At 68.2% G+C, this 26956-nt stretch carries 22 protein-coding genes and 1 pseudogene; 10 read left to right on the forward strand and 13 right to left on the reverse strand.

What is annotated here, in order from left to right:
- Positions 1–8: 8 nt before the first annotated feature.
- The 4 genes from OG407_RS48740 to OG407_RS48755 form a co-directional block, all read right to left on the reverse strand.
- Positions 9–1187: an alpha/beta hydrolase gene (locus OG407_RS48740; RefSeq protein WP_405867847.1), complete on the reverse strand. Its 1179-nt coding sequence runs from the start codon at positions 1185–1187 to the stop codon at positions 9–11.
- A gap of 488 nt (positions 1188–1675) precedes the next feature.
- Complete coding sequence (locus tag OG407_RS48745) at positions 1676–2284, reverse strand: TMEM175 family protein (RefSeq protein ID WP_405867849.1); 609 nt, start codon at positions 2282–2284, stop codon at positions 1676–1678.
- Between the two features lie 126 nt (positions 2285–2410).
- Positions 2411–3913 (reverse strand): FAD-dependent monooxygenase, encoded by a 1503-nt coding sequence (locus OG407_RS48750; protein ID WP_405867851.1) that lies wholly within the window; start codon positions 3911–3913, stop codon positions 2411–2413.
- Positions 3914–4176: 263 nt separating this feature from the next.
- Entirely contained in the window at positions 4177–4422 is a 246-nt protein-coding gene (locus tag OG407_RS48755; RefSeq protein WP_405867853.1) for a hypothetical protein, read from the reverse strand.
- A gap of 289 nt (positions 4423–4711) precedes the next feature.
- Here OG407_RS48755 and OG407_RS48760 point away from each other — a divergent pair, with 289 nt between their 5' ends.
- The 4 genes and pseudogenes from OG407_RS48760 (at position 4712) to OG407_RS48775 (ending at position 8794) form a co-directional block, all read left to right on the forward strand.
- Entirely contained in the window at positions 4712–5572 is an 861-nt protein-coding gene (locus OG407_RS48760) for a rhamnogalacturonan acetylesterase (RefSeq protein WP_405867855.1), read from the forward strand.
- 67 nt (positions 5573–5639) lie between these two features.
- Positions 5640–6680: a pectinesterase family protein gene (locus tag OG407_RS48765; protein ID WP_405867857.1), complete on the forward strand. Its 1041-nt coding sequence runs from the start codon at positions 5640–5642 to the stop codon at positions 6678–6680.
- A gap of 245 nt (positions 6681–6925) precedes the next feature.
- Positions 6926–7796: pseudogene (locus OG407_RS48770) on the forward strand (N-acetylneuraminate synthase family protein); the annotation flags it as partial.
- 548 nt (positions 7797–8344) lie between these two features.
- A complete protein-coding gene (locus OG407_RS48775) occupies positions 8345–8794 on the forward strand; it encodes a hypothetical protein (protein ID WP_405867859.1) in 450 nt (149 codons plus the stop codon).
- Here OG407_RS48775 and OG407_RS48780 read toward each other — a convergent pair.
- The 4 genes from OG407_RS48780 to OG407_RS48795 all read right to left on the reverse strand — a co-directional run bounded on the left by OG407_RS48780 (position 8725) and on the right by OG407_RS48795 (position 14386).
- On the reverse strand, positions 8725–10095 hold the full coding sequence (locus tag OG407_RS48780; RefSeq protein WP_405867861.1) for an MFS transporter: 1371 nt from the start codon (positions 10093–10095) through the stop codon (positions 8725–8727). The two genes, OG407_RS48775 and OG407_RS48780, sit on opposite strands and share 70 nt — an antisense overlap.
- A 241-nt stretch (positions 10096–10336) precedes the next feature.
- Positions 10337–11035: a TetR/AcrR family transcriptional regulator gene (locus OG407_RS48785; RefSeq protein WP_329351912.1), complete on the reverse strand. Its 699-nt coding sequence runs from the start codon at positions 11033–11035 to the stop codon at positions 10337–10339.
- A 222-nt stretch (positions 11036–11257) separates the two neighbouring features.
- The gene (locus tag OG407_RS48790) at positions 11258–12817 is read right to left on the reverse strand and encodes a carotenoid oxygenase family protein (protein ID WP_405867863.1); all 1560 of its coding nucleotides are present in this window, start codon (positions 12815–12817) and stop codon (positions 11258–11260) included.
- A 105-nt stretch (positions 12818–12922) separates the two neighbouring features.
- Positions 12923–14386 carry a benzaldehyde dehydrogenase gene (locus tag OG407_RS48795; RefSeq protein WP_329351914.1) on the reverse strand — a complete coding sequence of 488 codons (1464 nt, stop codon included), beginning with the start codon at positions 14384–14386 and terminating at the stop codon, positions 12923–12925.
- A 184-nt stretch (positions 14387–14570) separates the two neighbouring features.
- On the opposite strand from OG407_RS48795, the gene OG407_RS48800 reads away from it, so the two are divergent.
- The 3 genes from OG407_RS48800 to OG407_RS48810 all read left to right on the forward strand — a co-directional run bounded on the left by OG407_RS48800 (position 14571) and on the right by OG407_RS48810 (position 17498).
- Entirely contained in the window at positions 14571–15464 is an 894-nt protein-coding gene (locus OG407_RS48800; RefSeq protein ID WP_405867865.1) for a nuclear transport factor 2 family protein, read from the forward strand.
- A 39-nt stretch (positions 15465–15503) separates the two neighbouring features.
- Complete coding sequence (locus OG407_RS48805) at positions 15504–16112, forward strand: NAD(P)H-dependent oxidoreductase (protein ID WP_329351917.1); 609 nt, start codon at positions 15504–15506, stop codon at positions 16110–16112.
- Between the two features lie 282 nt (positions 16113–16394).
- Positions 16395–17498 (forward strand): FAD-dependent monooxygenase, encoded by a 1104-nt coding sequence (locus OG407_RS48810; protein WP_329351918.1) that lies wholly within the window; start codon positions 16395–16397, stop codon positions 17496–17498.
- 125 nt (positions 17499–17623) lie between these two features.
- Here the strand turns inward: OG407_RS48810 and OG407_RS48815 are convergent, their stop codons facing one another.
- Positions 17624–18382 (reverse strand): IclR family transcriptional regulator, encoded by a 759-nt coding sequence (locus OG407_RS48815; RefSeq protein WP_329351919.1) that lies wholly within the window; start codon positions 18380–18382, stop codon positions 17624–17626.
- A 370-nt stretch (positions 18383–18752) separates the two neighbouring features.
- Between OG407_RS48815 and OG407_RS48820 the strand changes: the two genes are divergently transcribed.
- A complete protein-coding gene (locus tag OG407_RS48820; protein ID WP_329351921.1) occupies positions 18753–20195 on the forward strand; it encodes a carotenoid oxygenase family protein in 1443 nt (480 codons plus the stop codon).
- A 261-nt stretch (positions 20196–20456) separates the two neighbouring features.
- On the opposite strand, the gene OG407_RS48825 is transcribed toward OG407_RS48820, so the two are convergent.
- The 4 genes from OG407_RS48825 to OG407_RS48840 are packed head-to-tail and all read right to left on the reverse strand — an operon-like array spanning position 20457 to position 24451.
- Positions 20457–21245 (reverse strand): IclR family transcriptional regulator, encoded by a 789-nt coding sequence (locus OG407_RS48825; RefSeq protein ID WP_329351922.1) that lies wholly within the window; start codon positions 21243–21245, stop codon positions 20457–20459.
- 43 nt (positions 21246–21288) lie between these two features.
- A complete protein-coding gene (locus tag OG407_RS48830) occupies positions 21289–22131 on the reverse strand; it encodes a fumarylacetoacetate hydrolase family protein (RefSeq protein ID WP_405867869.1) in 843 nt (280 codons plus the stop codon).
- Entirely contained in the window at positions 22128–23912 is a 1785-nt protein-coding gene (locus OG407_RS48835) for a bifunctional 3-(3-hydroxy-phenyl)propionate/3-hydroxycinnamic acid hydroxylase (protein ID WP_329351925.1), read from the reverse strand. The genes OG407_RS48830 and OG407_RS48835 overlap by 4 nt, the downstream gene beginning before the upstream one ends.
- A 44-nt stretch (positions 23913–23956) precedes the next feature.
- Entirely contained in the window at positions 23957–24451 is a 495-nt protein-coding gene (locus OG407_RS48840) for a VOC family protein (protein WP_329351926.1), read from the reverse strand.
- 575 nt (positions 24452–25026) lie between these two features.
- Between OG407_RS48840 and OG407_RS48845 the strand changes: the two genes are divergently transcribed.
- Entirely contained in the window at positions 25027–26265 is a 1239-nt protein-coding gene (locus OG407_RS48845) for a sensor histidine kinase (protein ID WP_405867872.1), read from the forward strand.
- Complete coding sequence (locus OG407_RS48850) at positions 26262–26936, forward strand: response regulator transcription factor (RefSeq protein ID WP_329351929.1); 675 nt, start codon at positions 26262–26264, stop codon at positions 26934–26936. The genes OG407_RS48845 and OG407_RS48850 overlap by 4 nt, the downstream gene beginning before the upstream one ends.
- The last annotated feature ends 20 nt before the right edge of the window (positions 26937–26956 follow it).

Consider the following 26956-nt stretch of genomic DNA (forward strand, 5'->3'; position numbering starts at 1 on the left):
TCTCCTCCTCAGTTCGTGAATTCAGGGCTCGGAAGTCCGCACAAGCGAGCCGTCATCCAGTCGGCGATGAGTGCGTCGCGGTCGTGTTTGTGGTTGTAGACGCAGTGGTTGCCGTCGGAGAAGACGACCATCTGCTTGTCGTCCGTGGGTGCGCCCTGCAGAAGGATCTGTGCGAGGTCCATCGAGATCATGGGGTCCTGGCCGCCCTGCACAACCAGCAGCGGGTAGCCGGCGTTGGGCCCGTCGGCGAGTGGGTTGACGGTCTTCCATACGTCCACCGCCCGGTCCGGGTCTCCGGTTCCGCAGGTGGCCACCATCTTCGAGAAGAAGGTCCCCATGCTCGGCGGCACCAGCCATGGGGCGTGGATGCCGCCGTTGTCGACACACGCTCGGATCCGGGTGTCGTGTGCCGCGACCGCCATGGCGACGCTGCCGCCCATGCTGTTGCCGATGAAGCCGATCGGGCGGCCCGGAGAGCGCTCGTCGAGGTGGTCGACAGCTCGCTCGTACGCGTCGCGCCACTTGGTGGTGAGGTAGTGCTCGTGCGTGAGCCGGGTTTCGCCCTGCCCCGGGCCGTCGAGCAGTAGCGCGTCGATACCCCGTGCCGCGAGTGCCTCGCCGAGGCTGTCGAAATCCATGGCCCAGCCTTCGACGCCGCCGATGACGATGGCCGAACCGACCGCGGTGTCGCCCGCAGGGACGAGCCAACCCGCCAGAGGGCCGCAGTCGGTATCGATCGTGACGCGCTCGCGGTCACCACTCGACTCGGTGGCCTGTGCGTACAGTTCCGCGGCCCGCGCGAAGATCGCCCGGCGCTCGGTGGAGTCGGTCAGCGTCATCATCTGGCTCATGCGCAGCAGGGCGGAGGCACGGCGCAGGTACGCGACTCGCGTGGGCCTCCCGGTTGTTCCCACAGCGCCCTTGACGCGGCGCAAGCACACCTCCGCCAACTCCGAGGCGACCGGGAGCCAGTCGTGTCCCTCTATCACGCGGCCACGCAACTCGACGGCGTCCGCGTAGTCGACGCCGTAGCCGGTCATACGCTCCAACGAGAACTGGCGCAGTGCGGCCTGCGATTCGACCGAAAGCTTCGATGTGGCCTCGTCCGTCTCCGTGCGGCTCCCTGTGAACGCCAGGGTCACCACGGGGGCCGAGAGGCCGTCGGCGACCTCCTGCTGTGCTGACATTCCTGAAGCTCCTCCTGTTCGGCCTGGCGCAAAGGGGTGTGCCAGGGAGGCTGTCCGGTGAGCTGCGGCAGCGTGGGATGTGACTCCTCGGGGGTACGCAACCCGACCATGAGCTGGAATCCGGCGCCGTTGGGGAGAGAGCACAGCATCAGGACGTGGTCCGTCCCGAACGGGCAGCCCATAATTTCGAATACAGCGTATCCGTAATGCTGGGTCGGCACAACGGACGAAGGCAGCCAAGGCGCTAGGACGGCCCGGTCGGACAGACCGACCGATCGTGGTCCGACGTCCTCGACCACCTCGTGGCGCAATGGGTGACACGCGCGGGGTGATCGCAGTACTGCGGCGGGGCGTCGAACGACGTGGCGACTGACGCGTGCACGACGACGAACTCCGGTGGCCAGGGTTTCGGCGTCGCCGACGAAGGCGCCGCGCTCCCGTGCTTGGTTCCGGTCGCTGCCGATTCAGGGACGCGCACTGCCCGGCGACTACTCACGGTCCGGACGTGCCCCTGGGTGGGTTGCCCACCGGGCGGCCAGTGCGGTGAGCGTGAATACCACTGCCCAGCTGTACTTGGCGCCGCTGAGGCTGACGAAGGCGATCGGGATCGACAACAGGAACGCGACGGTCGGGAAGGCAAGGAACAACTGGAGACGCCGCGTGACTTCGGGCTCGGCGTCAGGCCGCAACAGGCCACGGGACCAACAGTGGTTCACCGTGTTGATCAGAGTCAGCCCGGTGCCCCCGACGACGGTGGCGTAGAGGACTCTCGTCGCGAACGGGACAAGAATGATCCCCGACAGCCGGCTGAAGGTGAGCCACGGCAGCCGAGGACTGAACCCGCCGATGCGGCCGAACAACCACTTGTGCGCCACCCGGAATGTGGCAATGACCGCGAAGCTCAGCAGAAAGGTCGCATGGTCCGGGAGGTGCTCCCGGAACGCCCGCCACACGTCGTCGTCGCTTGCCCCGTGAGGCGTCGGAAGCTCCAGCGCGAGAAGGGTCAGGGCGATCGCGACGACCGCGTCACTGAAGAAGACCAGCCGCTCGTTGTCGGCCCTGGCGTTGCCGCCGAGAGCGCCATTCACCTCTGCCATGCCGACTTCCTGGTGTTGTCGTGCGGGTTCGAGCCGCGCGCCGAGACCAGGACCTCCAGGGGACGGGCAGGGCTCGACGCGACAACCCCGTTGCTGGGAACGTCACTTCGCTGAGCGCGAGGCGAGTCACCTCGGTGTGAACGCCTTGGCCGCGGCTGAGAAGGAGTCGGCCCAGTCGGTCGTGATGATGGTGCCGATGTAACCGTCGGGCCGAACCAGGACCAGTGCGTCGCCGTCCACGCCGTAGATGTCGGCCAGTCGACCGGTGTCATCGGTGATGCGGTCACTGTCGATGCCGTGCCCGCCGCGGACGGCGTAGCGGCGCAGTTCGGCACCTTCGGCCGGCCACATCAGGTTCGCCAGGGCCTCAGTGGCGTTGGGGCCGAAGGCCAGCAGGGTGAAGTGCGGCCCTCGGTAGATGTCGAAGAGCCGCCTGGTGCCGGGTGCGGTGCACGGCGCGTCCGGTGCCCGGTCGCCCACATGCAGGGTCTTGGTGGCCGGGGCGTCGGCGGGGGCGAGCGGGCCGCCCGTATAGGAGAGCCCGAGCTGTCGCTCCTCGTCGCCGCGCTTGAGGCCGGCGACCCTGTGCTTGCTGAGGCTCTGGTAGAGCTCGCTGGACTTGCCGAGCACACCGGCAGCGATCGGGAGCCGCTCGGCCTCATAGCTGTCGAGCAGGCTGTCCGGCGCACCGGCGATCACCTGAGCGAGCTTCCAGCCCAGGTTGTAGGCGTCCTGCACACCGGTGTTGAGCCCCTGCGCGCCGGCGGGCGTGTGTACGTGGGCGGCGTCGCCCGCCAGGAAGGCCCGGCCCACGCGGTAGTGCTCGACGAGCCGTACGTTGGGCCGGAACGCAGACGTCCAGGTGATGTCGCGGAGCTTGAGACCGGTGAGCGCGTGGAACCGGTCGGCCAGGGCGGCATGTTCGAGGTCCGGAGTGTCGCCCGTCTTCAGCCTGATCATCACCTGGAACTGGTCGGAGTGCGGCAGCGGGCACGCTCCCGCGGACGCGCGGGGCCACATGTGCCATCGGTCGCGCGACAGGCCGTCGATCGTGCAGTCGATGATGAGCGTCTTGTCGGTGTCGTCCGTGTCCCCGACGAATCCGAGACCGGTGGCCATTCGGACGGCGCTCGCGCCTCCGTCGGCGCCGACGAGGTACTTGCTGCGCACCCGCTCGCCGGTGGAGAGCGTTGTCGTGACGCCGTCGGCGCCCTGCTCGAAGCTGGCCAGGGCGACCCCGTACTCGATGTCCAGACCGAGGCGGGCGAGAAGGCGGTGCAGGATGGCGTCGGTGCGGTGCTGCGGCAGCAGCAGGATGTTCGGGTAGGGGACGTCCGGGGTCGGCTTGCTCCGCTGCTGCATCTTCCACGGCGCTGTGACAGGTCCGAGGTGGAGTCCGGCCAGCGGGTAGGGGCCGCCCTCCGCATGTGCCTCATGCAGAACGCCGAGGTCCTCGAACACTTCCTGTGTGCGGGGCTGGATCCCCTTGGCGCGGGAGCCCTCGAAGGCGTGCGGAGACTTGTCGACGACGCGGACTCGAAGCCCGCGCCGCAGGAGGTCGGCCGCCAGGGTGGAGCCCGTCGGGCCGGCGCCGGCGACGAGGACGTCGATGTCCTGAAATTCGGTCATGGTGATCGACCTCAATCGATTCTCTGGAAGAAGGCGGCGAACGGCCGCACTTTGCTACGGGGTGCTCGAACTGGTTTTTCGGGGTGGGACCTGTGTGGGAGCGCGTTCGTATCCGACGGCAAGTTCTGATCCTGCTGCGTCTCGCGAACCCGCAGTCGAACCCCTTGGGTATTGGCCGCGGTGTAGACAAATTCTTATTGGATACAACGTAGCCGTTTATCGAGGATGGGGCAAGCCGGGCGAGGTGAGCGCCGCGTGGTGCGTCATGCGGCTGGATGGCGAAGCCGTTCACCTTGTGGCCGGTGGCGGGGAGTGCCCAGGCGGTCGCGGGCCGGGACGGTGGTGCCGATGTCCCGCCACGGTAGGTGCACGGCGCCGAGCGGCCGGTCGGCCCGCCCGTGGTCGCCGTGGCAGGTGGTGATCCAGGCGAGCAGGTCGGGTTTCGGCGCTGTCCCGCCACAGTCGCTGAAGCTCTTCTCGATCTCCAGGGCGTTCCGGACCGGCTCCAAGGTCGCCTCCAGGGAGCGGGGCGAAGAAAGGCCGGCCTCCGGCCCGTCGCGCGGACCGAGTGCGGCCGACTCGCATACCTGATGCTGCGTCAGGCATCGAACCCCGTGGCGCACGGCTACGTGTTGGTCGGTAGGGGAATGGGGCGCGCGGGCTCACGCGTCGGCTTGAGCCTGAAGTGGAAAATCTTCATCCCCGGGCATGGCAAATTTCGCGCGACAGGCTGCCCATCGGCCGAACGAAACGATGTCCGCTCCCGCCGCACGGCGGCCTGTCGAAAGGAGTGTGACCGTGAGCCATAGACCTCGTTGGCATGCTGTTCCGCGCCCCTGGCGCGCGCTGTTGGCCCTGGCGGTGTGCTTGGGTGCGCTGCCGCTCGTCATGTTGGGCCGCAGTACGACCGACGCTTATGCCGCGACCCCGGTGCACGTGTACGTCGCAGGCGACTCGACCGCGTCGACCTACACCACCAGTCAGGCGCCCCGGACCGGTTGGGGGCAGGCACTGCCCGTCTTCCTCAACTCCAGCGCGGTGGTCGTGAACGTCGCCAAGTCGGGTGCCAGTTCAAAGAGTTTCATCGACCTCGGCCGGCTCGACCACATCCTCGGCCTCATCACCAAAGGTGACTACCTCCTCATCTCGTTCGGGCACAACGACGAAAAATCCGACGACCCCACTCGCTACACGATCCCGGCGACGACGTACAGGTCCTACCTGTCGCAGTACATCGACAAGGCGCGGGCCAAGGGAGCGAACCCGGTCCTCATCACGCCGGTCGAGCGACGCCGCTTCAACAGCGCCGGCGTCATCACGCCCAGTCATGGCGCGTATCCGGCCGCGATGATCGAACTCGCCACGGCCAAAGGTGTGCCGCTGATCGACCTGACTGCATCGAGTACGCGGCTGTGGAACGCGCAGGGGGTCGAGGGCACCAAGAACTACTTCATGATCCTGTCAGCCGGGGAGTACCCCAACTACCCGGACGGAATCGCGGACAACACCCACTTCCAGGCGTACGGCGCGATCCAGGTTGCCCGCCTGATCGCCCGCTCGCTCAGCAGCGGAGCCGTCATCCCCGCGGCCGACTTCCAGAAACTCGACGACGCGATCCCCACCAGCGCGATCGTCTGGCCCACCACCGCACCCTACTGAGGGCCCGTCGCCCCTTCGGCTCATCCGTCTGCCGCGCCTCGGCCCGGCCAAGAGAAAGCAGCCCCACATGCCCCTTCTTGCCAGACGCGTCGCCGGCCGCCGATTCACGAGCGCCCGCGCCGCTGTCGCCGCCTTGGTCACCGTGGCCACAGCCGTCACCGTCGGCACCGTTGGCACCGACAATGCCGCTGCCGCCACCACGATCACGGTCGCCGCCGATGGGTCGGGCAACTACACCACTATCCAGGCAGCCGTCGCTGCCGCCTCCACAGGAACCGTCATCACCATCAAGGCCGGCACCTATCAGGGGCAGGTGTCCATTCCGTCGAGCAAGTCCGGCATCACCCTGCAGGGTGCCACGGGCACCTCGACCGACATCGTGATCACCGGCAGTGCCCCGGCCTCCACCGACGGGACGGCCGGCAGCGCCACCGTGCTGAACCTGGCCGCGAACACCACGATCAAGGGCCTCACGATCGCCAACACCTACGCTGCCCACGACAGTCAGGCCCTGGCTCTGTACGCAGGCGGCGACCGGCAGTTCTACCGTAACGTTCGGTTGCTCGGCTACCAGGACACCTTCCTGTCCTGGGGCGGCACGGGCAGTTCCCAGGTCCGCCAGTACGTTTACAAGAGCTACATTGAGGGAGCCGTCGACTTCATCTACGGCAACGGGGCTCTGGTGATCGACAGTTCGACAATCCGCTCGCTCGACCGCGCCAGCACCAACAACGGGTACATCACCGCGGCGGCCACCAACACCAGCAACAAGTACGGCATCCTGATCACCCGGTCGACACTGCTGAGCGCCGCCGCCTCGCAGACGGTGGCGCTGGGCCGCTGTTGGCACGCTGGCGGCGCCGCGGACGCGACAGGCCAGGTGCTCGTCCGGGACTCCACGCTCGGCGGCCACATCCGGCAGGCCGGCGCCTGGCAGGACATGGGCGGCTTCTCCTGGAAGACCTGCCGGTTCTCGGAGTACAACAACACCGGTTCCGGTGTCACCCAGGGAACCAGCGACCGACCGCAGATGAGCGCCTCGACGGCCGCGAGCTACACCGCCCAAAACTACCTGGCCGGCAATGACGGCTGGAACCCGGTGCCGTAAGAGAACCGGCTGCGGCGAAGCGGCCACCGGCGAGTCATCGGTGTGGAGGGCTTCCGGTCTGTCGGTCTGTCCGGGACGAGTCCGACGGGTACCCGTACATCGTCGTCCGGAAGAAGGAAGAAGGGCGTGATCGTCTCCGGCGGTTACAACGTGTATCCGCGCGAGATCGAGAAAGCCCTGCACGAGCGTCTTCTGTCGCCCTGGCCGTGGTGGTACCGCGGCCAGGGCACGTAGGCCTGCGTGAAATGAGCCAGGTTCAGGCGAACGTGGGTGTCCGCACTCGCAAGATCGGTGACCGGTTGGTCGGTCCCGGTCACCCGGTGTGCGTCGTCGGTGAGATCGGTATCAACCACAACGGCTCCTGGTGGATGCCTTCGCGCTCATTGACGCGGCGGCGGAGGTGGGTTGCGACGCGGTCAAGTTCCAGAAGCGCACCCCGGAGATGTGTACCCCGCGCGACCAGTGGGACATCGAGCGGGACACCCCGTGCGGGCGCATGACGTACCTCGATTACCGTCACCGCGTCGAGTTCGACGAGGACGACGGCGAGTAAAGGCATCGACTGGTTCGCCTCGCCGTGGGACGCGCCCAGTGTGGGGTTACTGGAGCGCTTCGAGAACGTCAGGGCGCACAAGGTGGCCTCCGCCTCGCTGACGGACGACGAGTTTCTTCGCACTCTGCGGGCCACCGGCAAGACGATTGCCTTGTCCACGGGCATGTCCACTCCGCAGCAGATTCGGCACGCCGTGGAGGTGCTCGGTTCGGCCAACATCCTTCTCTGCCATGCCGTTTCGACCTACCCGGCTCCCGCCGGTGAGCTCAACCCGAGTGTTCTGGGCACGCTGGCCGGCTGGCACCCGAACGTGCCGATCGGCTACTCCGGCCACGAGATCGGCCTGCGTACCACGCTCGCCGCCGGCGCCCTCGGCGCCTGTCGTCGAGCGGCACATCACTCTCGACCGTTCCAACTGGGGTTCGGACCAGTCGGCGTCGGTGGAGCCGCACGGCCTGGTCCGTCTGGTGCGAGACACTCGGCTCATCGAGGAGGCGCTGGGCGACGGGGTGAAGCGGGTCTACGACTCCGAACTCGGCCCGGTGAAGAAGCTGCGGCGCGTGCGACCTACGGACGCCGCACTGCCGTCGTACCATGAGCGGCACCCTCGCGCTCGTCGAGTCTCCCGCGCCCCGATGCTGAACCTGCTGGAGTGGGCACTCGGAGAGCGCGACGGGGAACCGGACCCGGCCCGCTGCGATGGCCTGGTCGTCAGTCTGTACGACGTCCGCAGGATCCCGTTCCGCCTCACCCGTGCCGTGACCACGCTGGCGCCGAAACTGGCCGGGGCTGGACGGCTCGTCGTAGGCGACCCGTTCTCGCGGATCATCCAGCGGCTGTTGCCGCTGTCGCGGGCCCGGGACAGCATCCTGGTGGACGAAGGCATCGCCGCTCTGGAACTCTCCGGGGAACTCCTCGCCGGCCGCCCCTTGGTCCACCGGCATTGCACGGCGGTGCGTGTCCCGTCCGCAGCGGCCTGGGCAGGCCGCCGGATGACGCCGGGCGGCGGCCGCTGTCCAGAAGTGTTCTCTTGCGTGACAGCGGCCTGCAACTACCGCCTGGCGGGATCGCGTCCAGGAACACCTACTCCTGGTCCCGGCAACGCTTCGGTTTGCCCGAGGTCCGCCCCGGCACCGATGTGATCGGTACGTCACTCGCGGGGACGGGACTGATCGACCCGGCCCGGTACGTCGACGAAGTCGCCTTGCTGGCCCGCGGATGGAACGCCGAGCGTTACTACGCCCACCGCCGGGAGCCCCCGGAGAAACTGCGCATGCTCGCCGAGCAGTCGGAGATGGATATCGTACGACCCGAACTGCCCCTGGAACTGGAGCTGTTGCGAGGTCCAGTGGCCGAGTGCCTGATCAGCCTGCCGTCCCTCGTGCAGCACACCCTGCCGTTCGTGCCGGCCGGGGCCGGGGTGGAGATCATGGTGTGCGCGTACGGCACCGGCTGGCTGAGCCGGACGCGTCCGAGCGGTCAGGCGGGACTTCATCCCGTGGTCAACGCCCGGTCCGGCTGTTGCTCGCCGGTGTCCGCGACGTCGCCGTCGGCCGGATAGCGCGGCAGCAGGAAGAGCAGGCCAAGGGTGAGTGCCCCCGCCAGGCTCGCGACGACCAGTGCGGTGCCGTATCCGCCCGTTCTCTCGGCCGATGCCTGCGTCAGGATTGGGAGAAGGCCGATGCCGACGAAGATGACGATTCCCAGGGACAGGCCCTGGAGCTGGGCGAACGCCCGCAGCCCGAAGTAGCGGGCCACCAGGTACGGGCCGACCGTGGATTCCGCACCCGTCATGAGTCCCAGGAGTGCCATGGAGAAGTAGAGCGGCCACACGCTGCCGTTGGCGACGAAGATCGAGACCGTGCCGACCAGGAGGCACACCGAGTACGGGACGAAATCGCGGGCGCTCGTCGACCGGTCAAGAGTGAAACCTGCGAGGAACTGCCCGACGATCGATGCCACGAGCAGGACCGACACCGCCAGTGACACGGTGGTCGCCGAGTAGCCGCGTTCGTCGAAGAGCGACACGGCGTTCAGGCGGACGCTCATCGCCACGCCGGCCGACAGGGTCAGGATGACGACCATGAGCAGCCAGGCGCGAGTGCGCAGGGCCTTGCCGAGCGGCATGCCCGCTGCCTCCGGTGCCAGCGGAAGGCTCGGTCCGGGCTGGTTCTCGGCTGTCTGCGCCGCCCGCTTCGGCTCGGTGAGCAGGAGCACCTGGGCGGGGAAGACGATCAGCAGGACGCTCGCGCCGAGCACCATGTAGGTCGCCCGCCAGCCGATTCCGTCGATGGACAGCTGGGACAGGGGCGAGAGCACGGCGCCGCCCAGACTGGACGCGACGCCGATGAGCAGTGAGTAGCCCGACGCACGGTGGCGGGGAAACCATTGCGAGACGACCTTGTAGACGACGCCGAGGATGGCGATGTACCCGGCGAGATTGGCCACCAGCAGGGCCAGGACCAGTTGCACGGTGCTCGGACCGACGATGCCGACCGCGCCGGTTCCGAGCGCGTACACGGCGACACCCGGTATGGCGATGACCCGGGCGCCCCAGCGGTCGACGCAGCGGCCGGCGAACGGCAGGGCGAACGGGGCCATGATGGTCGGGATGCTGAAGGCGGTCAGGGTCTTCGACTGCGACCAGCCGAAGTCGCTGGACATGGGCTCGACGATGAATGTGACCGTCGTGCCCAGGGCTACCGGGCTGAGGATCATGGCGAGCACGCAGGCGACTGCGGCTTTCCATGCCGCTGCTGGATAGTGCCGGAGGTCGGAAAGGTACTCCCGCAACGAGATTTTGGTGGGGCGGGGAGGCTTGTCGACCAGGAGGGGATCGGGGCTGGGCCGGGTAGGGGACATCGGCGTCCTTCCTCGCGCGGGCACGGCGTCGTCGCCGTGCGGCCAGGCGTCGCGGCCGACTGTGAACGGCTCGCAGGCTGCGGTGAGCACCGCAGCTTTTGAACTGTACGGTGCAGTGCAGTGTCCGGGTCAAGGTCCCTGCGTCAGGCAATCTGATGCGGAGGTGACCAGGGGCCGCCCGGCGTTCGTCGGACCCGGCCGGGGAGGAGGGGAAGACCGGACGGGCGCGAGGTGGAGAGGATCAGGTGGTCCCGCTCGGTGTCCAGGGGAAGATGTGGGTCAGGGCGGGGGTGTCGGGCAGGTCGCCGGCGTCCAGGGCGCGCAGGGCGCGAAGGAAGAGCGCCGTCGTCCAGCGGGCGTGTGCCAGGAGCCGTGCGGAGCCCTGGTCGGCCTCGGGGTCCAACAGGGCGTCCATCTGGAGTCCGGCCGCGGCCATGCGCGTGAAAAGCACGGCGTACGCACTCGCGTCGGGCAGCGTGTAGCCGTGTCGGTGCGCGTCCTCCTGGAGCGTGGTGGCGACCACGTCGATGACATGAGGGCTGCCGAGCGAGTGGAGGGCCGCAGTCAGCTCGGGGCGCCGGACGGTCTCGGTGGCCATCACCCGGACGAGGGCCAGGTACTGCGGCGAGGTGGTCGCCTCCAGGAGCTTGAGGATGATGCGTACCAGCCGTTCCTCCGGGTCGTCGACGGACGAGAGCATCGCCTGGTCGAGGTCGAAGTCGAGGTAGGAAGCACCTCGTTCGATCACCGACCGAAAGAGCTCCACCTTGTCGCCGAAGTGCGCGTAGACGGTTGTCTTCGACACGCCGGCCTGCGCAGCCACCGCGTCCATCGAGGTCTGGTCGAACCCACGGGCGAGGAAGACCTCGACGGCCGCGTCGAGAATGATCTCCCGCTTGCCCCGTGGAGCTCCTGTGCGAGGACATCCCTTGACAGCCATCTCTCCCCTTCCGGTGCGCCGGACCTTGCGACGCCTGGCATCCGCCCGTTGATCCCGCGCGGAACATTACCGTGCGGTCGCATTCGTACTGCACGGTACAGTCTGCCGCGTTGCGGGACCCCGGAAGGGGAGGAGACAGGCATTCTGCCTCATGATTCCGATGCGAGGCGGCGGATCTCTCCGTCGCCGCGCACCTAGCCTCGTGGGGTGTGCTTTCCGGTGTCAGGCGGTGTCGCCTGGCAGGTTGGTGACGGCGCGGTCCAGGGTCGCGCGGTCGGCCCAGTTGCCGTGGAAGCCGAAGGGGACGCGGCTCGGGAGCCTGACCCGGGCGAGCGGGATGCGGCGCAGGTCGGCGGCGTCGTGGATGAGCAGCTCGGTCAGCCCTGTGAGGCGGTTCCACCACAGGGTCAGCAGGTAGCCGTCGTCCTCGGAGGTGGCGTTCTCGCGGGCCACGAAGACGGGTTCGCCGGGGCTGGTCAGAGCCTCGGGGCCCTCGACCACGGTGGTGGCGTCGCGCAGGTAGTCGTGCTTGGCCAGACCGTCGCTCATGGTGTCCGCGGCCAGCGAGCGCGTGGTGACGAAGTAGCCGTAGCGGTGCTCCCGGCCCGTGTAGGAGTCGTTGATCCTCGGGAATTCACCGGCGACGCCGCCGGTCATCTCCTCCGTCGCCTTGCCGGTCGCCAGGTCGACGCGCCAGCGGTGGGGAAGGGACGGCGGGAACCAGGAGTGCGAGGTGACCGGCGTGTCGAGCCGGTCGGCCGGAGTGCCCAGGCGGGTGATGCGGTGCCCGTCGACAACGACCTGCCCGTCGCGCTCGTAGGCGTTGTAGAAGTGGGTATTGGCCCAGTGGCCGCCCACCTCGTGCCAGGTGACGGCGTGGGTGCGGCGGTCCATGAGCACGATCTGTACTCCGTGCGGGAGCGATGCCTCGTCCCAGACGACCCCCGGTTTGCCCTGCATGATGTGGTCGAGCCGGAACTGGGCCGGGGTGACGAAGAAGATCGCGTAGTTGTCGCTGACGGCGAAGTCGTGCATCAGCACGGGGACCTTGATGTCGAGGCTGTGGCTGTCGACGACCTGCCCGGTCTTCACGTCCGCCCGGTACCAGGTGATGACAGGCCCGGTCGCGGCGAAGAAGAGCATGTCGCCGCTGTCGGGGTCGGTCTTGAAGTGGGCCGTGCACAGCACGTCGATGCCGCCGTGGAAGTCGTGACTGCCGTACGTCTCCAGGGTCTCGGGATGCATCGCGTACGGGAGACCGCCCTCGTAGTAGACGAGCAGGTGGTCGTCGAAGACGCCGACGTTGGTGTTGGCGACGTTCTTCGCGGGTGGGGCGCCCTGGGGGAGCGGACCTGGGGTGCCGCCGTTGGCGAATCCGCTGTAGACGGCCTCGCCCTGCTCCACCTCGAACTTCATGGAATCGGTCGTCACCCAGCGGGTGCGGTAGGCGGCGCGGCCGTCGCGCAGATAGATGCCGCACACCATGCCGTCGCCCTCCCACCAGTGGTAGCGGTCGGCGTCGCGCGGCTGGAATCGGGGGTTGGACGAGATCCGGAACAACGCTCCGGCGAGATCGGCGGGGATCTCCCCGTCCACCTCCAGGTCGTAGGCCTCGTTCTCCTCGGTCCAGGGGGTGAAGGGGCCGTTCAGGAACTTGTTGCCGGGCGCCCAGTCGGTGGCGTCCTGCGCCAGCCGTGGCGCCGGCGGCCGGGCTGCGGCACGCGGGGCGATCGTCATCGGGTCGGGCGGGACCAGACCCGGTCTGGGGGTGACTGAGGTCATCGGAGTGCTCCAGGTACACGTGGGCAGGGCGGTCAGTGGCGATGGATGCCGACCTGACGGGTTGCCGGCTTCCCTGGCCTGGCCACCAGGCCAGGGAGGCCTCGCTCAGAACGGATAGCTGGGGATCTCGTTGCGGATCGTGACCCACTGCTGTTCGGTGAACGCCTCGATGTTGGCGACGGTACCCCCGTGACGGGAGCCGTTGCCGGAGTCGCCGACCCCGCCGAACGGGACGGTCGCCTCGTCGTTCACGGTCTGGTCGTTGATGTGCACCAGCCCGGACGGGATACGGTCGGCCAGTGCCAGGCCCTTGCCCACGTCGCGGGTCAGGATGCCGAGGGAGAGCCCGTACCCGGTGTCCGAGGCCAGCCGGGCGGCCTCGTCGAGATCGTGGAAGGCCACCACGGGCGCCACCGGGCCGAAGATCTCGTCCGCGTAGGCGCGGGCGGTGAGCGGCACCTCGGCCAGGACGGTGGGTCGGTAGAACAGGCCTTCGTGGGTGCCTCCCGCAGCGAGCCGTGCACCGGCGGCCAAGCTGTCGGAGACGATGGCGTGGGCGGCCTGCAACTGGCGTTCGTCGATCATGGGCCCCATGAGGACCGTGCCCGTCATCGGATCGCCCACGGGCAGCGCGTCGGCGTGCTCGGCGAGGCGGGCGGTGTACTCCTCGGCGACCGAGGCGTGCACGAGGTGGCGGCTGGAGGCCATGCAGATCTGCCCGGAGTGGTGGAAGGAGCCGAACGCGCCCGCGGACACTGCTTTGTCCAGGTCGGCGTCGTCCAGGACGATCAGCGCCGAGTTCCCGCCCAGCTCCAGGTGCACCCGCTTCAACCGCTGCGCGGCTGCCGTCGCGATGGCCTTCCCTGCCGCGGTGGACCCGGTGAAGGCGATGACGGGGACCCGCGGGTCGTCCACCAGGGCCGCACCGACGTCGGCGCCACCGGGTAGGACGTGCAGGAGACCGTCCGGAAGTCCAGCTTCCTCGAAGACACGTGCGATGGTGACGCCTCCGCAGATCGCGGTGCGCGGATCGGGCTTGAGGACGACCGCGTTGCCGAGGGCCAGCGCCGGGGCCACCGCCCGCATGGCCAGCACCAGCGGCGCGTTGAACGGGGAGATGACCCCTACGATGCCCACCGGGCGTCGCCGCGAGAACGAGAGGCGGTCCTCGACGGACCGAAGCACTTCGCCGAAGGGAGCCGCGGCGAGCGACGCGGCCTCGTAGCACTCCTCGGCCGCGCCGTTCGACGTCTGGATGTCCGCGAACGGCCGCAGAGCGCCCGACTCGCGCACGATCCACTCCGCGATCTCCGGGCGGTTCTTCTCGAACAGGGCCGCGGCGCGCCGCAGGACCTGCGCCCGCTCGATGTACGGGAGCGCCGCCCATATGCGCTGCGCGTGCTCCGCGTGCGTCACGGCCCGGTCGAGATCGGCGGGCGTGGCCGCACCGACACGGCCCAGCGTCTTGCCGGTCGCCGGCTCGGTGGAGTCGTACGGCTCGCCGGAGCCCTTGATCCATCCCCCCGAGAAGATCCGACCCTGCCAGTCGGCTGCGTCCAGAAAAGTCATGATGTTCCGTTCCATGCGGCTGAAGTGGGAGGGCCGACGACGGCTCGGCGCTCCCGCGGGTTGACTGCACTGTACCGTCCAGTTTAGATTTTCGAGGGTGCTGACGCCAGAGGTGTCGCGCACCACGAGACCCGACCGGGTCGCCCCGTCCCAGGCGACGGGATCAACAGAAGGGGGTGCCCTCATGGCCACCTCACTCGACCCGGAGATCAGTGCCGGCAAGCGGCTGGTCACCGGCTTCCTGACGGACGTCATCGCCGCGCGCAGCCCCGGCCGGGTGGGGGACTACGTCTCCCCGGACCTCGTTCAGCACGGCGCCGACGTGACGGACGGTGCTGACGCGTTCGCCGAGCATCTGCGCCGGGAGTTCGAGCGCGAGGACGCGGAGCGGACGGAGGGGGGCGCCGCGACCGACGCGTCCGTCCCGCAGGAGCCCGTCTTCGTCGTGGCGGAGAAGGACCTCGTCTGCGTCTGCGTGTACCTGCCGCAGCCGGACCCGCACACCCCCGGAGCCACCGTCGACCACTACGCGTTCACCACTTATCGGATCCGCGACGGGCGGATCTCCGAGCGATGGCCGTCCATCAACAAGGTCGCACCGCCTCGGCGGCCCGCGCCGGGCACCCCGTCGCGGACGGTCTCTGTATCGACATCCCCGGAGATCGACACTGAGGCGAACAAGCGGCTTGTGCGCGACTTCTACCGCTGTGTGTTCGACGCGCAGAATCCGGACGCGGTCAAGGACTTCGTCGCCGAGGACTACCACCAGCACGTCGCCCACTACCCGACCGGTCGGGCGGGGATGGAGGAGTTCGTGCGCACCATCTTCCCGAACGGCCCGGTGCCGACGCCGCCCGAGCAACTCGGTCCGCCGGGGCTGCTCCTGGCCGAGGGCGACATCGTGGTCCTCGCCGGACTGCTGCCCCAGCCCGAGCCCGACGGCAGCGGTGCCATGTACCCCTACTACGTCTATGACGCCTACCGGGTGCGCGGAGCGCTGCTGGCGGAGCACTGGAGCGGCATCACCATGGCGGCTCCGCCCAAGCACCCCGGACCTCCTCCCGTGCACCCGTCCTGACTCCTCGATCGCATACCCACGGACAAGAAAGGCCCCCCAGTGCCGAAACTTCACGTCGTCATCGGCAGTACCCGTCCTGGCCGTCTGGGACTTCCCATCGGACAGTGGGCGGCGGAAGCCGCCGGCAGTCACGGCGGCTTCGATGTCGAACTCGTCGACCTGGCCGAGGTCGGGCTCCCGCTGCTGGATGAGCCCATACCGCCGCGGATGGGGCACTACACCCAGGAGCACACCCGTGCGTGGAGTGCCACGGTGGAGGAGGCCGATGCCTTCGTCTTCGTGACGCCCGAGCACAACTACGGCCCACCTGCCTCGCTGCTCAATGCCCTTTCCTTCCTGCACCGGGAGTGGCTGTACAAGCCGGCCGCGTTCGTCAGCTACGGCGGTGCGGGGGCAGGGCTGCGCTCGGTGCAGGTTCTCAAGCAGGTCCTGACAACCCTGAAGGTGATGCCGGTTCCGGAGGGCGTGGCGATCCCGTTCGTCTTCCAGCTGGTGCAGGACGGAGCCTTCCGGCCCAGCCCGCAGCACGAGACGGAATCCACGGCCATGTTCGACGAGCTGCTGCGGTGGACCGACGCTCTGCAGAACCTGCGCAAGGACCCGCCGGCGCCGACTTTCGCGATGCCGCCGGCGCCCTTGGCTCCGTAGCTCCGGAGCCGACGGACGGTGTTGACGGCTCGGCCGCTGCCGTATGCGTGCTGCCCGGAGCGTCATCAACCCTCCTGCTCTTCATGTCCCGATTTGCAGGACGTATGCAGCGATTAATAGGACACTCGCTTGCGGGGCGTTAGATGTCAAGAGGGCGAAGGCGGGCGCTGGGGGCTCGCGATGGCGGGTCCCCGGACCGTGGTGTCCGACGCTCACGTGGCCGGAACGAACCGGCGGCCCGCCCCGCCGGCGGGACCTGACACAACCGAACTGGAGAAGCGCGTGACCACTGGACGAACAGCAGCCACCGTCGCCGTCGTCGGAGCGGGTATCGGCGGGCTCGCAGCCGCGATCAGTCTGCGTCGGGAGGGCTTCCGGGTCGAGCTGTACGAACAGGCTTCCAGCATGCGGGAAAACGGGACGGTCATAGGGAACCGGTCGCGGACGGTGGACATAATCCACAGTTGGGGGCTCAGGGACGCCTACGAACCGCTCACACTCCAGATCCGCACTATTCGGATGGTCAGTGGCGAGACGGGGGAGTACCTCGGTGAGATCGAACTACTCGACGAGGACGAGGATCCGGCGGACGCCCGACACCATGTCATCCGCCGCCAGGACCTGCAGCGGTTGCTGGCCTCGCAGCTTCCCGCCGAGTCGATCCATCTGTCGCACAGGTGCGAGACCATCGTCGACCACGGGAACCGGGTCGAGATCCGTTTCACCGACGGAAGCGTCGCCCACGCCGATGCCGTCGTCGGCGCCGACGGCATCCACTCGGTGGTCCGCCGGTTGCTTCATTCCGACAGGCCCGTCTACTGCGGCATGCACAGCTATCCCGGTGTGGTGGAGGCGGACCGAGTGCGTGATCTGATGCCGGAAGGTGCCACGTCCCTCATGTGGCAGCGTACGCAGGGGGTCGGCGCCTTCATCGCGATGACCGCACACCAAGGCAAGTACGTGGGCTTCGACGCGGTACTGCCCGTCGCCGAGGCCGGCGACGACTCATGGCGGACCACCATTCCGCGCGACGAACTGGTGGAAAAACTGGACGGGTTCCACCCCGACGTGCTGGAGATCGTGCGGCGCAGCACCGACACCGAGGTGATCGCGTTCGGCATGCATGATCGCGAGCCGATCCATGACTGGACCAGCAACCGCATCACTCTGCTCGGCGACGCCGCGCACCCGATGCTGCCGGCCGAGGGGCAGGGTGCCAACCTGGCCATCCAGGACGGCGCCGCCCTCGGTGAGTTCCTCCGCGGTGCCGACGCCGACGGCATCCCCGCCGCACTACGCCGCTACAGCGACGCGCGTGCCCCGATTGCGGCTGCGATCCAGCAGAGGTCACGGGATCTTTCTCCGTTCAGCCGGTTGCAGAACTGACCGGCACGCAGCGCGGCCCCAGGGTGGCCCGGCAACGTGGCCAACAGGTCGCGTCGCCGGGCCGCCTTCGACATGGGCCGACGCGGCGTGCCTACCCTCGCCAGGCGCGGGTGGAGGCACGCGGCTCAGGGAGAGAGGTGACGGCCGCGAAGCTCCCGCTGGATGAGTGCGGCCGCGTCGACCAGTGGGCCTACGACCTCCACGATCTCCGATCTGGTGGACAGTCGGGGGGCGGCGGCGACGACGCTGACCGACGCGACCGATTCGCCGCTCGCTGTCATGATCGGCGCACTGAGCCCGTTGACCCCGCGCTCGCTCTCGCCGATCGATGTGCCCCAGCCACGCGTTCGGATCGTGTCCAACTGGCACATGAGGGTGCCCCAGTGAGTGATCGTGCGGTTGGTGGCCCGTGCCAGGCTGCGTCCGGGATACCGATGGGCCAGATCCGTCGGAGAGCAGAATGCGAGCATGACCTTGCCGCCCGCTGCGGAGTGCGCGGGGACAACCCTGCCCAGGCGCGAGGCGAGCGGGCGCGTACCGCCGCCCTCCAGGGATGCGACGAACCGTACCGAACGGCCTTCGAGGATCCCCACGCTGGTGGTGAGCTCCAACTGCGCCCGCAGGTTGCTGAGGATCGGCGCGACCATGTCGTGCACGCTCGCGACCGAGGCCATTCGCAACGCCACCTCGTGCAGGGCCGGACCTGCGACATAGCGACTGCCGGAATGTTCCTGGCGCACGTAGCCGGCGGCTGTGCAGTTGGCCAGGACGCGGTGTGCGGTGGAGCGCGGTATCTGAAGCTCGCTCGCCAGCTCGGCCAACGCCACACCGCCGCGCTGTGCGACGAGTTGAACGGCTCGGAGTGCCATTTGTCCCGAGTTCACGTCGAATCCCTCCTTGGCGGCAGGGGCGCTGGAACACCCTACGGATCGAGCCGCTAAGAGCGATGGTCCGGGTGTCGTGTCCCTGGTCGGAGCTTGACGGTCATGGGATGGACGGTTCCGTCCTTCGGTACGCCACGCTACGCTAATGTTGCAGTGACTGCAGTATTTGCATGTCATGCAATCAACTGTACGGTTGCACTGAGGGTGTGGAGATTCGAGCCCACTCGCGGCACATGTGCTGTCTCAGCCCCCGCCGCGAGCTCCTCGGAATGCCGCGCGCTGGCGTGGCCCCTGGTCGCGATGTCCAGGCGTGAAGCCGCGCCCTTCGCCAGACAACCGAGGACTCATAGGAGAAAGCGAGAAGGCGCGTATGTGGGACACGGACAACATGTTTCTCAACGGCCCGTTCGCGCCGTGGCGCGAGGAAGGTGAGGCCTTCGACCTGGAAATCGAGGGCGAGCTGCCGCGCGAGCTCAACGGCGTTCTGTACCGAACCGGGTCGAACCAACACTTTCGGCCGCCGGACCCCGACCGCTACCACTGGTTCGAAGGCACCGGCATGATCCACGCGGTCTTCATCCGTGACGGCCGCGCCACCTACCGCAACCGCTACGTCCGCACCGAGGCGCTCAAGCTGGAGATGCGGGAAGGAGGGCCAGTGCTGGGGGGCATGATGCGCGGCGGCGACCTCGCGGACCTGCCTGAAGGCGCGCCCATGTTCAGGGATCCCGCCAACACTCACGTGACCCTCTTCAACGACCGACTGTTGGTCTTCTCCGCGGACCTGCCGCACGAACTGCGGCCCGACACCCTGGAGACCGTGGGCAGGTACGACTTCCATGGCGGTCTCACCAGCCCGGGGCCGGGGCCGATGGGACTCACGCCGCACTTCAGGATCGATCCGGGCAACGGCGACTTGCTCTTCTTCGTCTCCATGGGCAACGACATGACCTGGTATCGGGCTGACCGGTCCGGCAAGCTGTGCGACGTCCACCACTTCGACATGGGTGTCCCGAGCTGGATCCACGACTACGTGGTGACTCCCGACTACGCGATCTTCCTGATCTACCCGATGTTCTTCCGGATAGAGAACGCCGTGAACGGACTGCCACCCCTGATCTGGGACACGGACACGCTCGAAACCTGCCGCTTCGCGGTGCTCAACCGTCACACCGGCGCGGTTCAGTGGATCGACGCCCCCGACGCCTTCGCCCCGACCCACTTCTTCAACGCCTACCAGGACGGCTCGAAGGTCATTGTCGACGGCGAGCGCGTTCCCACCATGGGCACACTCTTGCAGGACGTCGACTCGTCGGCGTCAGCCAAGGAAGACATGAAGGCCGGCACCGTGTGGCGGTGGGAACTGGACCTCGAACGCGGCGTCGTCGGCGGTGGCGCGGTCACTGACGTGGGTTCCGGGTTCCCGCGGATCAACGACCAGCTTGCCGGCCTGCGGCACAACTTCGGCTACTTCGCCAGCAACCGCGGCCTCAACGAGTGGATCACCGACGGTGTGGCCAAGGTCGACTTCACCAGCGGGAAAACCGAGGTGCAGTCGCTCGACGGTGTGGTCACTTCGCCCAACGAACCGGTGTTCGTGCCGCGCGAGGGCGCCACGGCAGAGGACGACGGCTGGATCCTGACGATCTGGTGGGACCCGACCACCGACCGCAGCGAGGTGGTCATCCAGGACGCCCGGGACTTCACCGCGGCACCGGTCGCGCGGATCAAGCTCAACCACCGGGTGCCGCTGGGCTTCCACGGAAGCTGGGCCTCCGCCGCCGAACTGGATGCCGCAGTCCGTCAGGGCTGACCGGAGTGACTCTCGCCCCGGGGCCGGGGCTGGACGGAGGACCGCATCACGGAGACAGCCGAGGGCCATCAGGACCGCAGTCGGCGGTCCTGATGGCCCTCGCGCTGAGGCCGACGTCCGTCGGCGGAGGATGCGGAGCTGCCACGCAGTTGAGAGGTGCGGCAGCCACTTGGTGGTCCGGTCCCGACCGACGACCCGACCAGGCCTCTGGCCCGTCGGCCGCGCAGGCGCGAGGGGCCTCCGCAGGCCTGGCCACGGGTGTCAGCCTCCGACAGTGATCAGCCGGTCGCCGATCTCCTGTGCCGTCTCCCTGACCTTCCGGGCAAGCTCCGCCTCGGCCTCGGGGAACACGCGGGAGGCCAGGGCCGCGATGCTGACCGCTGCCACCACTTGCTGCTGCTCGTCCCGGACGGGAGCGGCGATGCCCAACACCTCGGGGTCGAGCTCGCCACGGGTGACCGCATAGCCGGCCCGCCGGATGTGGGTCAGCCGCTTCATAAGGGTGTCGACGTCCGTGAGGGTGGCGGGAGTGAAACGGCGCAGGTCCGTGGATTCCAGAAGCTGCCTGGCCTCTTCTTCGGGCAGCCAGGCCAGCAGGACGAGCGCCGCCGCGCCGGCGTTGAGGGGGAGTGTGCTGCCCCGCTCGTAGGAGATGCGCACGGCACCCGTCGCGGCTTCCGCCCGGTCGACGCACACGACGAGTTCCCCGGTTCGCCGTGTCAACAGAACCGTCTCGCCCGCGTCGTCGGCGAGCGCCGCCATCACCGGAAGCGCGACTTCCGACAGGCCGTAGCTGCGTCGCGCCAATCGGGCGATCTCCAGGACGCGCAGCCCGAGACGGAAGCCGCCGCCCGGAGCCTCTTCCAGGAAGCGGCTGCTCACGAGGCTCTGCACGTAGCGGTAGGCGGTTGAGCGGGCTACGCCGAGCCGTTCGGCGACGGCGCTGCCGGAGATGACGAGCTGGGTGTCCGTGAACATGAGGAGAATGTCCAAAGCTCGGTCGGCCGTGGAGTTGCGCTCACGGTAGCTGGGGGACCCTGATCCTGACATGCGAGACACCTTAACTTGTCGGAGACCGCGGCGCGCCCCTGCCTCACAACTCTTCTCTGGCCACGATGTTGCGCAGTTCGCCCACCCCTTCGACGACGGTGACGAGTTCCTGCCCCGGCTGGAGGAAGACCTTGGGATCACGGCCGGCACCCACACCTCCGGGGGTGCCCGTGGCGATCAGGTCGCCGGGCTGCAGCGTGATGATGGTGCTGACGTACGCGATGATCGAGGCGACGTCAAAGAGCAGGTCCGACGTGTTGGACTTCTGCATGGTGTGACCGTCGACGCTGCAACTGATCGCCAACCCCGAGGCGCCGCGCGGCAGTTCGTCCGGGGTGACGAGCGAGGGACCCACCGGAGTGGTGGATTCGAAGGTCTTGCCGGACAGGAACTCGCGAGTGCGGTGCTGCCAGTCCCGGACGGTGACGTCGTTGACGACGGTGTACCCGCCGACGTAGGCCAGAGCCTTGTCCGCGGTCACATGACGTGTGCGGTGGCCGATCACGACCCCGAGTTCCGCCTCCCAGTCAAGTTTGTCGCTGACCGCCGGCATGACCACGTTGTCGTTGGCGCCGACGAGGGAGCCGTCGTACTTGGCGAAGAGGGTCGGATGGGCCGGGGTCAGACGGCCCATCTCCTTTATGTGCGTGGCGTAGTTGAGGCCCAGGCACACGATCTTGTTCGGGTGAGGGATGACTGGAGCGAGCGAGGCGGTGCCGAGGGGGATGCGCTCACCGCCCTCGGCGGCTGCCCGTTCGGGCCAGTCGTCGCCGCTCGCCAGGAGCTCGCCGACGTCGGAGTACGGCAGCAGCACGAGCTCGTCTCCTTCCAGGCGTGCTGCGGCGGTACCGCGCTGGTTGGGCAGGCGGACTGTGCTGAGCCTCATCGGGGCCCTCCTTGAGTCTGGGGAACACTCTTGGTGCCGGGTCCGGCGACGGGGCGATCGGGTTGGGCCGTTTGCTGACCGGCGTTCTTATGACCGATCCATGTGGAGTGTTCCGTCGGCGGAACACATGGGTCAGCGCTCGGCCGCGGCGCGAACCGGCCCAGGCTGTGAGAGACGCGGTCACTCTGGTCGGGCTCGAACACGGCGGCGATCAGCCGGTCAGGGCGCACGAGCACGAAGCGGCCGTCAAGTCCGCCGAAGGCGGCGTCCAGTCGGCCGTCGGCGTCGGCTATGCCGGTGCGTCCAGGATGGTCACGAGGGGCGCGGTCGTTGAGGACGACGTCCACGCGGGTACCGGCAGGGAGACCGGCGCGGGCGGCGGCGGCCCAGTCGGCGTCGGTGAGACCTACACCCAGCAGGCTCCAGCCACGGCCCAGTACGTCGTCGAGCCAGGTGACCCGGTGGTGCGGGCCGTGGAGGACACGAGGCTGCGGAAGCGCTCTGCCGATCGGCGACTGGGCCTGGCCGTCCAGGGGGGCCACCGCGCCCGAGCGTATGCGGATGTTCGGCCGGTAGCGCATCTCGGTGAGGTACCGGCGTCCCCAGGGCGTGTGCATGGCGATGCGTACCAGCAGATCGCGGAGGTGTGCCCGGAGACGGCTGGTCGTCATCACGATGAGGCCGAGCCGGACGGAGAGGTTGATCACCGCTTGAGCGTGTGGGCGGCGCTCACTGTCGTAGGTGTCGAGCAGTGCGTCCGATGCCCGTCCGCCCAGGACGTCGGCGATCTTCCAGCAGAGGTTTGCCGCGTCCCGCACGCCGGAGTTGAGTCCCTGACCGGCGAACGGCGGCATCATGTGTGCGGCGTCGCCCAGGAGGAAGCAGCGTCCGTCGCGCAGGCGATCGGCCAGCAGTGCGTGGAACGTGTACGTCACGGAGCGCTCGACCTGGTCCGGGGTGATCTCGCGGTACGGCCGCAGCAGTTCGCGCACCAGCTCGAACGGTGGCGGATCACCGGGCTTTCCCTCCCCGGGGTGCAGCAGGAACTCGTAGCGGCACCGTCCGGCGCCGCCCGGGACGATGACCGTGGGACGGCGTGGTTCTCCGCGGTGCATGCCGTAGCGCTGGTCGTGCGGATCCCCCAGGGTGTCGGCGACCAGCCACATGTCGGGGAAGGATTCCCCCTGCATGGGGATGGACAGCAGCTCCCGGACGGTGCTGCGGCCGCCATCGCAGCCCAGGACGTACGAGACGTCCAGGTACTCGGTGGGTCCCTTCTCCTGGCTCGGCCCCACTCCGACCCTGACGTGGTCGTCGTGTTGCTCCAGTGAGAACAGCTCTGTGGCGAAGCGGGTATCGACGCCGGAGCGACGCCGCAGCTCCTCAAGCAGCACCCGTTCAAGGTCGGGCTGGGCGAAGGAATTCTTGAACGGGTGCCCGAAGCGCTGGTCGCCGGGGCCGCGGGCGTGCACAAGGCCCCGGCCGTCGGCGCCGAAGTACTTCGTTCCGGTACCGGGCACGATGATTGGGTAGACCGCGTCTGAGACGCCGGCTGATTGCAGGGTGCGCAGCGATTCGTCGTCCAGGCTGATGGCCTTTGCATCGTCGCTGGTGGTCGGATTGCGCTCGACGAGCAGGACGCGTACGCCGAGCGAGCCGAGGAGATGGGCCGCCGTGAGTCCCGTGGGACCGGCGCCGACCACGAGGACGTCGGCTTTCATCGGGCCGGCGGAGGGGGGTCTGTGCCGGGGGTCCTCGTGCGGTGTCAGTGGCTCGCTCATGGGCGGGACTCCATTGGTCTACGGCGAGTGCGGGGCAGGGTGGGCTAGTGGACCGGCTGGTATGCGGGGCCGCCCTCGGTCAGCAGCCGCTCCGCATCGGCGAGGATGTCGGCGGGGTCCTGGTCGAGGTTGAGGGACTTGCGGAACGGCTGCGGTACGTCGCGATCCACCCGCAGGTACACCTCGTTGCGGTTGCCCTCCGGGTCGAAGAAGTAGATGCCGATCGCGTTGCCGTGGGTGACTTCCTGCTGCACCTTGATGCCCTCGGTACGGAACCGGTGGTGGAATTCGACGATCGACTCCAGGGAGTCCACCCGCCACGAGACCTGATGGGTGAGCTTGGCGCCGGGGGCGGCCGTCCGGCCGAGCTGGAGAACGAACTCGTGGTGCTCCTCCTCGGGGCGTGCGGAGAGGAAGACGATGCCTCGTGCGGCGTCCTCGTCGGTGACCGTCAGGCCCAGGACCCGCGTGTAGAAGTCGCGCATCGTGGCAAGGTCGTCAACCCAGAAGCCGGTGTGACCGAGACCAGTGATCGCCATTATCTGTCCCTCTTCTCAGGATTAGAGTTTCGCTTTATAGGACTATAGGCAAGCGATGGTGAGGGCGTCTACCGACAGCAGCGTGAGATGTCCAGACTTGCGTCGGCGAACCCTGCCTTTATGTCCTGCCATGTAGGATTAGATCTGCAAAATAGAACAAATCGCTGCGGTGTGCTCCTCGGCACCTCCTGAGGGCCGGATCTCCTCCGGCGAGTGGATCCATGGTTCGGGGGGACTGTCCGTCGATCGAACCGGCGACGGCGAGGAACTGGCCGGACTGGGCGAGGCACGCAGGGCGACGTCGCCACAGTCGTCGAACGGGCTGTGCAGGTCGGCAACTTCGGCAGCGGCTCCCGCCGTGGGGTGCTACCGCCAACATGGATGCCTTCACGGAGCAGCAGCGGGTCACGCTGTGCGGCGAACTCCCGCGTCGTTCCTTCTGGTGTCCTTCTTCGCGGCCTTCAGAGACGACGGCAGTGCTAGGGCCCGTGTCCATCGCCTACCGCGATCGCGGTAGTGGTCAATGCCACGTTCAGGCGACGAGCGAGGGCTACACCGGTGCCTACGCTGCAACCATGACAACCAGTGGCCGATGGGGCCGGGTGACTTACCACGCCCGCAAGGCAGGGCGTGTTCGACTGCGCGAGCCAGCCCTCATAGGTGGCGTGATCGTTGTGTCCATACTGTCCGCGTTTGGCGATCCGGTCGCCGGGGGCCTACGACGACCGGGTGCCCTGGGTATCGCCTTCGCGGTCGCGTATGGCACGGTCCTACTGGCCCGGCGGCGTGCGCCGATGATGACAGTCGCCGGCCTGTCGGCCCTGACCTTTGTCCATCAGGCGTGTGGTGGCACCCCCACGCCCGCACTACCTGCCCTCATGGTCAGCTTGTACGGTCTGGCGCTTCGCATGGGACGGCGACCGGCGCTGATCGTCGCCGCTCTCGTCGCCACCAGCACGGTCGTGGCAGCGACGCTCTTTCAACCGGGGCCGGTGTTGGGGCCGCAGCGGGTGGGCGCCGTGGCGTGGATCGGGCTGGCCACCGCGGTCGGCGACGCCGTCCGTAACCGTCGCGCCTACGTGCGGGCACTGGAGGAACGAGCCGATCGCGCCGAACGGACCCGTGAGGAGGAGGCCGCCCGCCGGGTGGCAGCTGAACGGATGCGTATCGCGCGCGAGTTGCATGACGTTGTCGCCCACGAACTGACCCTCATCAATGCGCAGGCCGGGATCGGCGTTCATATAGGACGGAACGACCCGTTCCAGATGGCCGAGCTGCTCACCGCCATCCGCGACGGGTCGAAGGGAGCACTCGGCGAGCTGCGCGCCATCGTGGGGCTCCTCGCGCAACCGGAGGAGGCTGCGGCACCGCTGGAGCCCGCTCCCGGGCTGGGCAGGCTCGACGATCTGGTGCTCTCGTTCGAGCGGGCAGGCCTAACGGTGGAGGTCCTCCGTCAGGGCGAGGGACATTTCATCCCCGCGGCCGTGGACGTGACCGGCTACCGGATCATTCAGGAGGCACTGACCAACGTGCGCAAACACGCCGGGGTGGACACCGCACGAATCGGAATCGACTTCCGCCATGATTCCTTGTCCATCACGGTGGACAACGAAGGGCTCGGCGGACGACGTCCACCGAACGGGGGCGGGACGGGCCGCGGCCTGGTCGGGATCCGGGAGCGGGTGGCGGCCGTCGGCGGCATCGCCGAGATCGGTATACGACCGCAGGGCGGGTTCTCTGTGGTGGCCCGGCTGCCACTGAGTCGAACCGTGAGTGCGCAACCCGTGGGCGAGGAACACAAGGACCTCCCATGACGATTCGCGTCCTGCTGGCCGACGACCAGGCCCTGCTGCGTGGCATGCTGCGGCGGCTCCTCGACAACACGCCCGGCATGGAGGTGGTGGGTGAGGCAGCGGATGGTGCCGAAGCCGTCGCCCTGGCGGGTGCACACCACCCCGACGTGGTCCTGATGGACATCCGGATGCCCGGCACGGACGGCATCGAAGCGACCCGGACGATCACCGCAGATCCGAACCTCACCGGGGTGAAGGTGTTGATCCTCACGACGTTCGAGGTCGACGAGTATGTCGCTGAGGCGATCGGCGCCGGAGCCCGGGGGTTCATCGGCAAGGGCACCGATCCGGAGGAGCTTCTGGACGCCATCGAGACGGTTGGCGCGGGCCGGCCCCTCCTGTCGCCGGCCGCGACGGCCGCCCTCATGGCCCGCTTCCGGGTGGGATCGACCCGGACCTGGGACACGGAGACGCGGCTGCTGGAGGAATTGACACCGCGGGAGCGGGAAGTGCTGACGCTGCTGGCGACCGGGCTGACCAATGACGACATCTCCGAGCGATTGGGGCTCAGCCGACACACGGTCAAGACGCACCTCAACCGTGCCATGGCCAAGCTCGGCGTCAGCGAGCGCGCTCAACTTGTGACCATCGCCTTCGAGAGCGGTCTGGTACGGCCCGGCGAGACACCGTGAGTCTCCGCGGACGCGGTACT

Source organism: Streptomyces sp. NBC_01515 (assembly GCF_045040345.1).
Classification (GTDB): domain Bacteria; phylum Actinomycetota; class Actinomycetes; order Streptomycetales; family Streptomycetaceae; genus Streptomyces.

What these genes read in the sequence shown, in the direction of transcription:
- OG407_RS48790 (WP_405867863.1), bottom strand. Translation starts at nt 12,817, where the DNA reads ATGACCTCAGTCACCCCCAGACCGGGTCTGGTCCCGCCCGACCCGATG.
- OG407_RS48825 (WP_329351922.1), bottom strand. Translation starts at nt 21,245, where the DNA reads ATGTCAGGATCAGGGTCCCCCAGCTACCGTGAGCGCAACTCCACGGCC.
- OG407_RS48745 (WP_405867849.1), bottom strand. Translation starts at nt 2,284, where the DNA reads ATGGCAGAGGTGAATGGCGCTCTCGGCGGCAACGCCAGGGCCGACAAC.
- OG407_RS48795 (WP_329351914.1), bottom strand. Translation starts at nt 14,386, where the DNA reads ATGACTTTTCTGGACGCAGCCGACTGGCAGGGTCGGATCTTCTCGGGG.
- OG407_RS48780 (WP_405867861.1), bottom strand. Translation starts at nt 10,095, where the DNA reads ATGTCCCCTACCCGGCCCAGCCCCGATCCCCTCCTGGTCGACAAGCCT.
- OG407_RS48765 (WP_405867857.1), top strand. Translation starts at nt 5,640, where the DNA reads ATGCCCCTTCTTGCCAGACGCGTCGCCGGCCGCCGATTCACGAGCGCC.
- OG407_RS48740 (WP_405867847.1), bottom strand. Translation starts at nt 1,187, where the DNA reads ATGTCAGCACAGCAGGAGGTCGCCGACGGCCTCTCGGCCCCCGTGGTG.
- OG407_RS48840 (WP_329351926.1), bottom strand. Translation starts at nt 24,451, where the DNA reads ATGGCGATCACTGGTCTCGGTCACACCGGCTTCTGGGTTGACGACCTT.
- OG407_RS48830 (WP_405867869.1), bottom strand. Translation starts at nt 22,131, where the DNA reads ATGAGGCTCAGCACAGTCCGCCTGCCCAACCAGCGCGGTACCGCCGCA.
- OG407_RS48820 (WP_329351921.1), top strand. Translation starts at nt 18,753, where the DNA reads ATGTGGGACACGGACAACATGTTTCTCAACGGCCCGTTCGCGCCGTGG.
- OG407_RS48800 (WP_405867865.1), top strand. Translation starts at nt 14,571, where the DNA reads ATGGCCACCTCACTCGACCCGGAGATCAGTGCCGGCAAGCGGCTGGTC.
- OG407_RS48850 (WP_329351929.1), top strand. Translation starts at nt 26,262, where the DNA reads ATGACGATTCGCGTCCTGCTGGCCGACGACCAGGCCCTGCTGCGTGGC.
- OG407_RS48835 (WP_329351925.1), bottom strand. Translation starts at nt 23,912, where the DNA reads ATGAGCGAGCCACTGACACCGCACGAGGACCCCCGGCACAGACCCCCC.
- OG407_RS48785 (WP_329351912.1), bottom strand. Translation starts at nt 11,035, where the DNA reads ATGGCTGTCAAGGGATGTCCTCGCACAGGAGCTCCACGGGGCAAGCGG.
- OG407_RS48845 (WP_405867872.1), top strand. Translation starts at nt 25,027, where the DNA reads ATGACAACCAGTGGCCGATGGGGCCGGGTGACTTACCACGCCCGCAAG.
- OG407_RS48750 (WP_405867851.1), bottom strand. Translation starts at nt 3,913, where the DNA reads ATGACCGAATTTCAGGACATCGACGTCCTCGTCGCCGGCGCCGGCCCG.